9 protein-coding genes are annotated in these 12,964 nt (G+C 65.6%); 5 read left to right on the forward strand and 4 right to left on the reverse strand.

Annotated elements, in window-relative coordinates:
* Positions 1–40 precede the first annotated feature (40 nt).
* Entirely contained in the window at positions 41–658 is a 618-nt protein-coding gene (locus tag A39O_RS0113460; RefSeq protein WP_020505184.1) for a response regulator transcription factor, read from the reverse strand.
* Positions 655–3,204 carry an ATP-binding protein gene (locus A39O_RS0113465; protein ID WP_051088814.1) on the reverse strand — a complete coding sequence of 850 codons (2,550 nt, stop codon included), beginning with the start codon at positions 3,202–3,204 and terminating at the stop codon, positions 655–657. The genes A39O_RS0113460 and A39O_RS0113465 overlap by 4 nt, the downstream gene beginning before the upstream one ends.
* A gap of 487 nt (positions 3,205–3,691) precedes the next feature.
* Here A39O_RS0113465 and A39O_RS0113470 point away from each other — a divergent pair, with 487 nt between their 5' ends.
* The 4 genes from A39O_RS0113470 to A39O_RS36600 all read left to right on the forward strand — a co-directional run bounded on the left by A39O_RS0113470 (position 3,692) and on the right by A39O_RS36600 (position 9,202).
* Positions 3,692–4,159, forward strand: a complete 468-nt coding sequence (locus tag A39O_RS0113470) for an Hsp20 family protein (protein ID WP_040527823.1) — start codon at positions 3,692–3,694, stop codon at positions 4,157–4,159.
* 152 nt (positions 4,160–4,311) lie between these two features.
* Positions 4,312–5,673 (forward strand): DegQ family serine endoprotease, encoded by a 1,362-nt coding sequence (locus tag A39O_RS0113475; protein ID WP_020505187.1) that lies wholly within the window; start codon positions 4,312–4,314, stop codon positions 5,671–5,673.
* Between the two features lie 72 nt (positions 5,674–5,745).
* A complete protein-coding gene (locus A39O_RS0113480) occupies positions 5,746–7,419 on the forward strand; it encodes a glutamine--tRNA ligase/YqeY domain fusion protein (RefSeq protein WP_020505188.1) in 1,674 nt (557 codons plus the stop codon).
* Between the two features lie 70 nt (positions 7,420–7,489).
* Positions 7,490–9,202, forward strand: a complete 1,713-nt coding sequence (locus A39O_RS36600) for an OpgC family protein (protein ID WP_020505189.1) — start codon at positions 7,490–7,492, stop codon at positions 9,200–9,202.
* 11 nt (positions 9,203–9,213) lie between these two features.
* On the opposite strand, the gene otsB is transcribed toward A39O_RS36600, so the two are convergent.
* Both otsB and A39O_RS0113495 read right to left on the reverse strand, forming a co-directional pair.
* Entirely contained in the window at positions 9,214–9,972 is a 759-nt protein-coding gene (gene otsB, locus A39O_RS33405) for a trehalose-phosphatase (RefSeq protein WP_020505190.1), read from the reverse strand.
* Entirely contained in the window at positions 9,972–12,221 is a 2,250-nt protein-coding gene (locus A39O_RS0113495) for an alpha,alpha-trehalose-phosphate synthase (UDP-forming) (protein ID WP_020505191.1), read from the reverse strand. Before A39O_RS0113495 ends, otsB begins: the two co-directional genes overlap by 1 nt.
* A 515-nt stretch (positions 12,222–12,736) precedes the next feature.
* On the opposite strand from A39O_RS0113495, the gene A39O_RS0113500 reads away from it, so the two are divergent.
* The gene (locus A39O_RS0113500; protein ID WP_020505192.1) at positions 12,737–12,931 is read left to right on the forward strand and encodes a hypothetical protein; all 195 of its coding nucleotides are present in this window, start codon (positions 12,737–12,739) and stop codon (positions 12,929–12,931) included.
* The last annotated feature ends 33 nt before the right edge of the window (positions 12,932–12,964 follow it).

Here is a 12,964-nt window from a genome sequence, read left to right on the forward strand (position 1 = left end):
CAACGACAACGACAGTGAATGGGCGCTGGGCCACCGACAATCACCCCTCCTCCCGCCCCGCGATCAGGACCATCCGCACCAGCTCGGCCAGCGATTCGGCGCGCATCTTCTCCATCACCCGCGCACGATGGGCCTCGACCGTTTTCGGCGTCACCCCCAGGGCGACGGCGATCTCCCGATTGGCCTTGCCGTCGGTGACCATGCCCATGACCTCATGCTCGCGCGGGGTCAGGTCCGCCACGCGCGCCAGGATGTCGGCACGGGCCGCGCGGCTCAGACGCTGCCGCTGATCGACTTCCAGCGCCCGTTGGATGCTGCGCAGCAGATCCTCGTCATGGAAGGGCTTTTCGATGAAGTCCATGGCCCCGGCGCGCATTGCCTTGACCGCCATGCCCACGTCGCCATGGCCGGTAATGATGATGACCGGGAGGTGATAACCCTCCCGCGCCAGATAGCTCTGGAGCTCCAGTCCGCTCATACCGGGCATGCGCACGTCGAGTAACAGACAGCCGGCGCGTTCCGGATAAAAGTTGCTCAGAAAGGCGTCGGCGGACTCGAAGGTCTTGACCTGCATCCCCGTGGATTCGATCAGCCATTGCAGCGAGGTGCGCATGGCCTGGTCGTCATCGACGACAAAGACAGTGGGATTGGTGCTCATCGGGTAGTTCCTATGGCAGTGGGCGGCTCCGGCTCGGGGTCCTCCGCGGCGGGGATCTCCGCAAGCGGCAGCGCGACATGAAAAACGGTGCCCTGACCCGGCTCGGACTCGGCCCAGATGCGCCCGTCATGGTTTTCCAGGATGGTCTGGCTGATCGGCAGACCCATACCCATGCCCCCGGATTTGGTGGTAAAAAAGGGATCGAACCACTGGGCCAGACGCTCGCCCTCCACGCCGGGACCGGTGTCCTGCACCGCGACCAAGGCCTGGGCCTTGCGGACCCTGGTATGAATGACCAGCCGCCGCGACGCCTCGGGGGTCTCTTCGAGTGCATCGAGCGCGTTGCGCAACAGGTTGAGCAAGACCTGTTCGATCTGCACCAGGTCCACATGCACCGGGATGCCCTCGGGAGCCAGATCCAATTCAATCTGGACGCCGAGCTTCGCGGTCTCGAACTCGACGAAGGTACAGACTTCACGGACCAGATGATTCAAATCCAGATCGGCGCGCAGCGGCGGCTGCTTGCCGACCAGGGCACGCAGCCGCCGGATAATCTCACTGGCACGCTTCGCCTGGCTGGTGATCTGCGCCAGAGCGCCCAGCAAATCCTCGGTCTGGCCCTGGCCGCTCTGCATCCGCCGGGTACAGCCATTGGCGTAATTGACGATCGCCGACAGGGGTTGATTCAGTTCATGGGCCATGCCGGTCGCCACCTCGCCCATGGTGCTCAATCGGCTCACGTGCACCAGTTCGGCCTGGTGTTGGCGGGACTCCTGCTCGGCGCGGCGCACGGCGGTGATGTCACGCGCATAGATGTTAACGTAGCCCAGATCCCGGATCGGGGCGAACAGCAAGGCATAGATCGTCCCCGAGAGGTCGGTCTCCCGCTCCCGTGGCGCACCCTGCTCCAGGACCTGGGTCACTTCCGCCGCCCACTCATCGGGCAGCGCCCCGCCCTGCTCGGTCCCCCAGGCGAGCAGCAGGGGGCGACTCGCGTTGTTGGCATAGGCGATCTGCCCGCCCGCGGTCACCCGCAGGATCGGGTTCGGGCTCTCGCTGGCCAGCCGCGCCAGGCTCTTGATCTCACGCTCCGCCTGCTTGCGGCTGCTGATGTCATGAATATAAACGGTGTAAAAGCGCTCGGCCTCCAGGTCGATCGGCACGATGGAGATCTCCACCGGGATCTCCGCGCCGTCGCCTTTGAGGGCAACCAACTCACCACGGCCCTTGGGTTCCAGCCCATCGTGGCGGGACCGATCGAGCAGCCGCCGGAAGGCGGTTCGCGCCACCTCGGGCAACAGCCGCTCGCCGAAAGGGCTGCCGATCACCTCCTGACGTTGCAGACCAAACATCCGCTCGGCGGCCGGATTGACCTCGCTGATGCAGCCCGCATGGTTGAGGGTCACGATGGCGTCCAGCGCCGCCTCCATCACCGCCGCCTTGAGCGCCTCGCTCTCGCGCATTTCCGCCTGATGGCGGAGGCTCATCTCCTCACGCGCCTTGAGCACCAGTTGGGTGAAGTGCGCGATCCACTCCTCCAGCAGCAGCAACTGATTGCCGGCCCGCTGAAAGCCGGGTTCCTTGATCCCCAGCGCCCGCTGCGAAAACCGGGTCATGCGCTTCAAGACCCGATTGAGCCGCGCCGAGACCAGATAGATCACCCAGGCGAACACCAGGATGAAGGCCGCGGCGGCGAAGAAGCGCTGCCGCCGCTCGAAGATGCGCACATGGCGGGACATGCGCTCCAGATTGCCCTGGGTGACCAGGGTGGCAAACAACAGGTTGGCGTCCGCCCCCTCATATTCCGGCAGCGACTGTGACGTGACCAGATAGCCGTCACGGAGCGTCGTGAGCGTCGTCCCGGGGGGCAACTCGGCCGAATCCACGCTCGCCAGGATGCGCTGATCGTCCCCGTCCACCAGCGCCACCGCCACCCGGCTCAGGTCCACACCCCGCTGGGAGGCGGTCAGAAAGGCGTCATCGATGGGGACCAGGACCACCAGATACCCCATATGGTAGCCGCCCGAATCTTCGACCGCGTCGCTGACCAGCAGGTACAGCACCTCACCGAGCTTGACCGGCACCGTCCGCACCGCGCTGGTATCCAGCGAGTGGGCCGGGAGACTGGCCGCCAGTTCGACCGGCAGCGGATCCGAGCCGGCCTGATAGACCTCCCGCACCCGGCCCTGGGGATCGGTCAGCAGCACATGGCTGGGCGGACGCAGTGCGTCCCGCGCGAAGAAATCGGGCAGCCAATACGGACGGAACTCCAGGTAGACCACCGGCCGCACGACATCGCTGTCGGACCAGAACAGCGGCTCCAGGTATTCCGCCAGACGCCGATGGTTGGCCAAGAGACGCGTGGTCATTCCATACCCGGCCAGGTAGCGGTCGAAGCGAATCAGGCTCTCGCGGGCCTGGACGTCGAGTTGATTGCGCAGTTCCTGACCGAAGATCTTGCCCACCTGGCGCGTCTGAATCTGATCGAGGATGCCCCATACGCCAAGTCCCGCGATCAACCCGACCAGGATCGCGATCAACGGCATGGGGACACGCCGTAACAAGCGCGTCAGGACCGGTTTGACTGGGATGCGGTGCACGTACCTGGGTTCGCCTGGGAGACCCGGCCGGCGGTCAGCCACCAGCCGTCAGATCGGAGTGGATTGGAACAATGTCCTGGGCGCGCGTCCAGGCCGCCGCGCGGTGACCTGACAAGCGGTACGCCCGGTACGGAAACCAGCCACAGCGCACGCCTGAACGCTGACGGCTGATCCTTGGCCGCGCCTTGCAGTGTCACCGAGTCGGCACTTGAGGCGCAAGAACTTCCGACGACACCGCCGATCACCCTGCTTGCCGGGCGCAGCGGGCCGCGGCGAGTCCGGGTTACGACTTCACATAATATTTTTCTCCGACCCCTTGACACCCGCGCTACCAGGATCTATTTTACATAACACAGGCGCTCAACCGAGGCTTGCAGGTGACGCGGTTCGTAAGAACGCATCGATCCATATTGCTCAACTTGAGGATATGTCCATGACGACGATTGACTTCTCTCCCCTGTTCCGGTCCATGATCGGGTTTGACCGGTTCTCCAACGCGTTGGAGACCGCCTATCGTTCCGAGCCCGGCGGCTATCCGCCCTACAACGTCGAGGTCAGCGGTGAGAATGACTACCGCGTGACCATGGCGGTGGCCGGCTTCGCCGACAAGGACCTGGCCATCGAGGTCAAGGAGAACATCCTGACCGTCTCCGGCGCCCGCGGCGATGAGGAGGAAACGGCTGAAACCCGTTATCTCTACCGCGGCATTGCCAACCGCAGCTTCGAGCGTAAGTTCCAGTTGGCGGACTATGTGCGGGTCGTGGATGCGCGGCTGGAGAATGGCCTGTTGCATGTCGATCTGCGGCGCGAAGTACCCGAGGCGATGAAGCCTCGCAAGGTCGAAATCCGCACCGATCAGAGCCGTCTGATCGAGTCCGAGAAGCTGCGCGCTGTTGCATAAGCGCGGGCTGACTGACGGGTAGAACGGAGGCCGGGCGCAAGCCCGGCCTTCTTTTTTTCAGAGCGGTCGGCCATTCTCCATGCCATCCCCGGATTGCCTCCCAGCCCTGGCGCCGCCATATCCGCCCCATGGTTATTTTGGAATCCAGACCCATGAGGCACACCTACCGAACCCTGCCCCGCTCACTGGTCCCGGCGCTGGCCGCGGCCCTGCTTGGCTGCGGACTCCCGGCACAGGCCGCCCTGCCAACGGGAGTTGACGGCCAGGCCCTGCCGACGCTGGCCCCGATGCTGGAGCGGGCCATGCCCGCGGTGGTCAACATCTCGACCGTCACCCGCATCGAGCAAGCGGATCATCCGCTGCTGCGCGACCCCTTCTTCCGGCACTTTTTCGACATCCCGCAACACCGTGAGCGGCAGGACAGCAGCCTGGGCTCCGGCGTCATCGTCGACGCGAAACAAGGTCTGGTCCTCACCAATCACCATGTCATCGCCAAGGCGGACGAGATCCGGGTGACCCTGGGCGACGGCCGCACCTTGAAAGCCGACCTGGTGGGCGCCGATCCGGAAACGGACGTGGCGGTACTGCGCGTGCCTTCCCAGGGGCTGACCGCCCTCGCGCTGGCGGACTCGGACCGGCTCAAGGTCGGCGATTTCGTGGTCGCCGTCGGCAACCCCTTCGGCCTGAGCCAGACGGTGACCTCCGGCATCATCAGCGGGCTGGGCCGCGCCGGGTTGGGAATCGAGGGTTATGAGAGCTTTATCCAGACCGACGCCTCGATCAACCCCGGCAACTCCGGCGGCCCCCTGGTCAACCTGCGCGGCGAACTGGTGGGCATCAACACCGCCATCCTGGCGCCCGGCGGCGGCAACATCGGCATCGGCTTCGCCATCCCGATCAATATGGCCCGTTCGATCATGGACCAAATCCTGGATCACGGAGCGGTGCGGCGCGGCCAGTTCGGGGTCGCCGTACAGGACCTGACCCCGGACCTGGCCAATGCCATGGGGGTGGAGCGCCGCGGCGTGCTGATCTCGGCCATCGAACCCGATTCGGCCGCCGCCGCGGCCGGCCTGCGCGAAGGGGATCTGATCCTGCGCCTGGATGGCCGCCCGGTGACCAGCGCGGCGGATGTCAGGAACCAGTTCGGACTGCTGCGGGTCGGCGCGCGCGTGCAGCTCGACATTCTGCGCGACGGCAAACCCCGGACCCTGACCGGCGAGATCGCCGATCCCTACCGCGACTTCACCCGCGGCGACAAGCTCGCCGCCACCCTGGCCGGTGCCCTGCTGGGCGAGGCCCCCGGACGCCCCGCCGGAGTCGCCGTGGGCACCGTCACCGTCGACAGCCCGGCCTGGCAATCCGGTCTGCGCGAAGGCGACCTGATCCGCCAGGCCAACGGGATACCGATCGTCGACGTGCGCGACCTGACCAAGGTCCTGCGCCAATCCGGCGGGGTGCGGAGCCTGCATGTGCAGCGGGGCGATCAGTTGATTCTGTTGGCGCGACGGTAGCTGCCGACAGGCTGCTAGAATGCGGTCTAGCGCCTTCCCCTGTCGTTTTTTCCCTTGTCGACCCCGAACACCATGACCGACCCCACAGATTCGCCCCGTTCCAATTTCATCCGTCAGATCATCGAGGACGACCTGGCAGCCGGGCGCCACCAGCGCATCGCCACGCGCTTCCCGCCGGAGCCCAACGGCTATCTGCATATCGGCCACGCCAAGTCGATCGTGCTCAACTTCGGGCTCGCCCTGGATTATCCGGGGACCTGCAACCTGCGCTTCGACGACACCAACCCGAACAAGGAGGATGTGGAGTTCGTCGACGCCATCCAGGCGGATGTGCGCTGGCTCGGGTTCGACTGGGCCGACCGGCTCTATTTCGCCTCGGATTATTTCGAGCAACTGTACGGCTTCGCCATCGAACTGATCGGTAAGGGCCTGGCCTATGTCTGTGATCTCAGTGCCGAGGAGGTCCGCGCCTATCGCGGCACCCTCACCGAGCCCGGCCGCGAGAGTCCCTACCGCAACCGTTCGGTGGAGGAGAATCTGGACCTCTTCGCCCGCATGCGGGCCGGCGAGTTCCCGGACGGCGCCCGCAGCCTGCGCGCCCGCATCGACATGGCTTCGCCGAACATCAACCTGCGCGATCCGGTGCTCTACCGCATCCGCCACGGCGTGATCCACCACCAGACCGGCACCGCCTGGTGTCTGTATCCGACCTACGACTACACCCATCCGCTCTCGGATGCACTGGAGTGCATCACCCACTCCATTTGTACTCTGGAGTTCGAGGACCATCGGCCCTTCTACGATTGGTGCGTCGCCAACGTCTCGGTGCCCTGCAAGCCGCGGCAGATCGAGTTCTCCCGGCTCAATCTGGAATACACGGTGATGAGCAAGCGGCTGCTCACCCAACTGGTTGCCGAGGGGCATGTCACGGGCTGGGACGACCCGCGGATGCCGACCATCGCCGGGCTGCGCCGTCGCGGCTACACACCCGCGGCCATCCGCGCCTTCTGCGAGCGCATCGGCGTCACCAAGTCGGACAACATGGTCGAGATGGCCATGCTGGAGAGCGCCATCCGCGAGGACCTGGACGCCACCGCCCCGCGGCGGATGGCGGTGCTGCGCCCGCTCAAAGTCGTCATCGAGAACATCCCGGCGGGTCAGGTGGAGCAACTGCCGGCCGGCAACCACCCCAAGGACACCGCGCTGGGTACCCGCACCCTGCCCTTCGACCGCGAGATCTATATCGACCGCAACGACTTTTCCGAACAGCCGCCCAAGGGGTTCAAGCGCCTGATGCCGGGCACCGAGGTCCGGCTGCGCAACGCCTATGTGATCCGCTGCGATCAGGTGATCAAGGATGCCGAGGGGACGGTCGTCGAATTGCGCGCCACCGCGGATCTCGACACCCTGGGCCGCAACCCGGAGGGCCGCAAGGTCGGCGGCGTCATCCACTGGGTCAGCGCCGCCCACGGACTGCGGGCCGAGCTGCGGCTCTATGACCGGCTGTTCCGCGTCCCGGTACCAGGCGCGGGCGGTGCCGGTTTCCTGGATGATATCAACCATGATTCACTCGTGGTGCTCACCGACAGCGTGGTGGAGCCGGCACTTGCGGGTGCCGCCCCCGGCGAGCGTTTCCAGTTCGAACGCGAGGGCTACTTCGTCACCGATCCGGACAGCACTGCGCAGCGCCCCGTGTTTAACCTGACCGTCGGACTCAAGGACACCTGGGGCAAGGGGCAGCGTTAGGGACAGCGCGCCTGTGGTTTCTATAGGGTACACTTAAGCGGCGATCATCCAGTTGTATCAGGGTCCGTCCATGAGCCGTACCACGCAGGCCCCCGAATCACCCGCCGCCGCGGCGACCCTGGATCTGGGACCCGGCGGCGGCGTCAATCCGGTGCGCCAAACCGCACCGCCGACGCTGCCCTCACCTGGACGCAATCTGCTGCTCGACTTTTTTCGGGGTTGGGCACTGCTGGTCATTTTCGTCAACCACATCCCGGTCAACGGACTGTCCTTGTTCACGCCATCGCGGTTCGGACTCAGCGATGCCTCCGAGATCTTCGTGTTCCTCTCCGGCTTCGCCGCGGCCCTGGCGTATGGCCGCAGCTTCCGATCCGCCGGGCTCGTGGTCGGCAGCGCGCCGGTCTTGGTGCGCGGCGGGCAGATCTATGCGGCCCACCTGGGACTGTTCTTCGCGCTGGCCGCCATCTGCGTCATCGGCGACGCCTGGCTGGCCGGGCCGGACTATGTCAGCCGCCTGAATCTGGGCTATTTCTTCGATCACACGCCCGCCGCCCTGCTGGGTCTCGTGACCCTGACCTATGTTCCCAATTATTTCGACATCCTGCCGATGTACCTGGTGGTCTTGCTCTGGCTGCCGCTGTTTTGGGCGCTGTCGCGGCTGCATGTCGGCGCGGCCCTGGGAGCCTCGCTCGGCGTCTACCTGGCCATGTGGTGGTTGCACATCGAACTCCCGGCGGACCCGCTCGGTGATCGCCCCTGGTTCTTCAATCCGTTCGGCTGGCAGTTCCTCTTTTTTCTCGGATTCGCGTTCGGCAGCGGCTGGATCAAAGCCCCTGCGAGCAGGGGTTGGCTGATTGCGCTGGCGCTTGGTTGTGTCGTCATCGCCATCCCCATCGGCTACCCGCCGATCTATCAGGCCGACGCTTTCTGGGGCGATTTGCGTGCAACCCTGGAGCCCTGGTTCGATAAGACGCGCCTGGGGCCATTGCGCATACTCCATTTCATCTGTCTGGCGTATCTGGCCGTCTGCCTGCTGCGGACCCGTCAGCACTGGCTCACGCGGGCCCTGCCCAGCCTGATCGCCACCGCGGGACAGCAATCGTTATCGATCTTCCTGTTCGGCATGGCCCTCTCGTTCCTCGCCGGGATGGCACTCGATCAGGCCGGGCGAACCCTGATCACGACCGCACTGGTCAATCTGGGCGGGATCGCACTCCTGCTGCTGGCGGCCCAGGCGCTGGCCTGGCTGGGGCAGAAGCCCTGGAAGCAGGCAGCGCGGGCGCTGGCCCACGCCGCGACCGACTCCGGTGGTGCACCCGCACCGACCGGCGCCCTTGGTTTACCCTGGGTGTGGCTCAGGCATGGCACCCTCGCGGCAGCACTGGTGTTCATGGCAGTCTCACCCACGCTGCTCGTCCGGCAAGTGCATGGACTGCGCGGTCCCGCCGCGGCGGTCGCGGCTGAACTGAACGTGCCGACCCCGGCGCTGCCGGTGCACCGGATGAGTCCTTTAGCGCAGGGAACCGACTCACTCAGCGCGCAGATCCTGCGGGCGAAGCGATCGAGCGCAGCGGATCATCCAGTCGATCGGCAACCAGGCATTGCGGGCACCGATCCCGCCTTGGTCCCGGTTAGCCTGAAGCCCAAACAAGCCAAGAAGCCACGTCGCGACCAGGCGGGGGCGAGCCGTTCGAAATTGCGTAAACCGACGGTTCAGACCGGAACGAAAAAGACCGCCGTGCGGCGTTCGACCGTACCGACGCCGCCCAGGATCTCGCCCTAACCGAAGCGCCGTCAGGGCAGCGCCGCGACCAACTGCACCAGCCAGTCGCGTAACTCGGCCGGGCCGGGCAGTCCATAGCAGGCCTGGCTCCCGGCGCCCGTGCCCACCCGAATCGACAGCCCGCCCAGCGCGTTGACCGCGGCGAATCCGTCCTCGTCCGTCAGGTCGTCGCCGACGAAGACGGGGGTGCGCCCGACGTAGGGTGGATGCTCCATGAAACGCCGGATGGCGCTGCCTTTGCCGGCCCCGGCCGGCAGGATCTCCACGACCGCCTTGCCGGCCTGAAGGCGATACGCCGGTCCGAGCGTCTGCGCCGCCTGCGCCGCGAGGGCCTGGGTCGCGACCTCCCACTGCGGGGCCGCACGGTAGTGCAGGGCCAGGGCCAGGGGCTTGTGCTCTAGGCGCACACCGGGCAGACGGTTCAGACCGTCGCGTAGCATCGCCGTCACCAAGGCCAGATCTGCCGTGCCGGGCAACTCCGCCCCTTGCTTGCTGCCGCCGAGCCGCCACTCGGCCCCATGGGTCCCGGCCGCATCGAAGCGATCAGGAAACAGCCGGTCGATATCGCCCAGCGGGCGGCCGCTCACCAAGGCCAGCGCTCCACCCAGACCCAGTGTCAGCGCACGCAGTGACGCCGGGAGCGCGGGCGGTACCCGAACCCCCTCGGGCGTGGGAGCCAGATCGAGCAGAGTCCCGTCGATATCCAGAAAGAGCGCGGCCTGGCGCAACCAGGCGCGGCTATCCGGCGGTGCAGGTCGCGGCGGGCACATCAGGCAGTCCCCCGCGGGCGCCGGCCGAAGGGGGCCGTGACCCGATCGATCTGCTCCTCGATATGCCGGCGTTTACGCAAGCGGGCGGCCTCCAGGAGCATCCGCCCGGCCCAGAAATAGACATTGTTCTCGCTGACCATGGCGCGCATCAGGTGCATCCGCTCGCGGCGCTGCTCGGGTGCCATCAGGAGTCCGCGGTGAATGGCCTCGCCCATCGCACCATGATCGTAGGGATTGACGATCAGGGCTTCGCTCAGCTCCCGCGAGACCCCGGCGAAACTGCTCAACACCAGCACGCCGTCCTCGTCATCGCGGGCGGCAACGAACTCCTTCGCCACCAGATTCATCCCGTCGTGCAGACTGGAAACCAGACAGAGATCCGCGGCACGGAACAGCGTGAACACCTGTTCCGGCTCATGATGCCGGGCAACCAGCACGATGGGGCGCCAATCGCCGCGGCCGAAGCGCTCATTGATCGCGTTCGCGGCCGCCTCGGCCTCGGCCTGGGTTTGACGATAGATCGGCAATTTGCTGCGAGTCGGCGCGGCGATCTGCAACAGGCTGAAGCGCCCGATCCACTCGGGATGCCGATCGAGCAGGTGTTCGACGGCGCGGAACCGATCGACGATCCCTTTGGTGTAGTCGAAACGCTCGACCCCCACGGCCAGCAGCGCCGCGGGCGGCACGCCGTAGCCCCGGCGCACCGCCACCCGGCACTCGGGCACCGGAGCCTGACCGACCAACGCGGACGGCGGCCATTCGATCGAGATGGGATAGGGGCGTACCAGGGTTTCCCGACCGCCGGTCCGGGCTGTCCCATGCTCCCGATCGATGCGGCATTCCAGCAAGCGATCGACCGAGTCCAGGAAATTCAGACAGTGCAACTGCGTGTGGAATCCCAGGATGCTGCTGCCCAGGAGGCCTTGGAGAATCTCCTCCCGCCAGGGGCAGATACCAAAGACCTCCGGATTGGGCCAGGGGATATGCCAGAAGGTGATGACGGTGGCCCCCGGTAAGCGTTCGCGCACCATCTTGGGCAACAGCGCAAAGTGATAATCCTGGACCAGCACCACGGGATCGGGCGATTGCGCCTCGGCCACCACCGCGTCCGCGAACTTACGGTTCACCGCAACATACTGTGCCCAATCGGCGGCGCGGAAGGTGGGGCGCACGAAAACGATATGACACAAGGGCCAGAGGCCCTCATTGGCGAGGCCATAATAGTAGCCATCCTGCTCCTCATCGGAGAGCCAGACCCGGCGCAGCGTGTAGGCGGGCGACTCCGGGGGGACCTGGATATGGTCCTTGCGGTCGACGGTGGCGGCATCGGCCGAGCCGCTCCCGTGCGCGATCCAGGTTCCGCCGCAGGCGCGGACAATGGGTTCCAGGGCGGTGACCAGCCCGCTCGCCGGGCGCTGGACCCGGATGTCGGCGCCCTCCTGGTTGTGGATATAGGGCTCCCGGTTGGAGACCACCAGCACTTCGGCCCCCGGCAGCTCCGACTTGAGCAAACTCCTGAGTGTATCCGGCGTCCACTCGACCCGGATGGCATCGGAAATCCCGCGCGGGACGTCCAGATTGCGGAGCATCTCCCGCATTTCCCGGACCAGCGGGGCAATATCCGCGGGCAGACTGCGATCCGCCGTGCCCCCACGCGCAGTCGGCGCCAACCCCCGGCGCACCGCGCGCACCCAGTCGCGGCGGGCCAGTCGGGCAACGACCACCGTCGTCGCCGCAACCACCAGACCGAGCCCGGCGAGAAAAACCGTCAGATAACGCTCAAGCTTCGCACTGCGCCGCTCGATAAAGCTGAGATCGTGAACGATCACCAGATCGCCAATCCGGGCGCCTTCTTCCTGGAGCGCAAAGGCCGCGCTGAGGACAGTCCCGCCGTTCAGCGGCTCGACCTGGAAGGCCGCCCCATTCGCCGCTCCAGGCGGGCATTTCAAGGTCAGGGGCCAAGTGGCCGAACGGTGGATCAAGCGACCCTCGGGCGAACACAGACCCACCGCCAACAGCCGCTCGTCGCGGGCGACACGCTGGAAGAGTCCGTCGATCCGTCGGCTGTCGGACGCCGTCGCGTTGCGGATCACCGTATCCTGGATTGATTCGAAAACCAGTTGGGACCGCATCTCCACGTCGGCACGCAGCCACTGTGCGATCAGTTCGCCCAAGAGCGGCGTGGTGGCCCAGGCGATGCCCCCCAACAGCAGGAGCAGCGGAACGAGAAAGCGGAGTGCCATACGCATCGTCGGTACCTCTCGCGGATGTGGAAGCCAGGAATGAACAGTACCTTATCCCGACCCCCCGGCATCCTTGACTCTTCGACCCTGAACCCCGAGGCGCGTTCGACCGTGGTGGAGGTCGAATGGCATGCTGTTGCTCATGGAGTTGAAGGCATCCATCGACAAGGGCGGCATGGACACACGCTGATATAGCGTTCGCACCTGCTATCCAGACAGACCTTCGTGTAGGGGCGGGTTTGAAACCCGCCCCTACGTCCGGTTATCACGTCCGAAGGCGATACATCTCTGACCGAAGCCGGGAGGTGCCCCCTCGCCGATGTTCGGGCAGTGTGTGCCAGAAGACAGACGGAGGTCCAGATTATCCGTACCGTCGCACTATCTGAGTCAATGTACCGACAATGGCCGCATGGCGGCACCCCCGCGATGCTCGACGGTCGCGCGGTCTTGGCCCAGGGAACCTTGTGCCGACACGGGTTGCCGGTGCATCCCCTAATCCTGTATCACTGAAGGTAGTTATTATGAAATTCGTTGAGATCGTCAGCACAGCGTTGGTGATGGGTACGTTGTTTGTCGCGCTTCCCGGTTGCGAGCAGCAGAAAGGCCCCGCAGAGAATGCCGGCCAGGCCGTTGACAATACGGTACAAAGCGCGGGTCAGAAGATTGAAAATGCCGGTGACAAGGTCCAGAACGCGACCACACCGGGCAGAAACTAACGCGTAACAGGGAAAAGCCACCGCCTTTGGCGG

The organism is Lamprocystis purpurea DSM 4197 (genome assembly GCF_000379525.1).
In the GTDB taxonomy this organism is placed as follows: Bacteria; Pseudomonadota; Gammaproteobacteria; order Chromatiales; family Chromatiaceae; genus Thiodictyon; species Thiodictyon purpureum.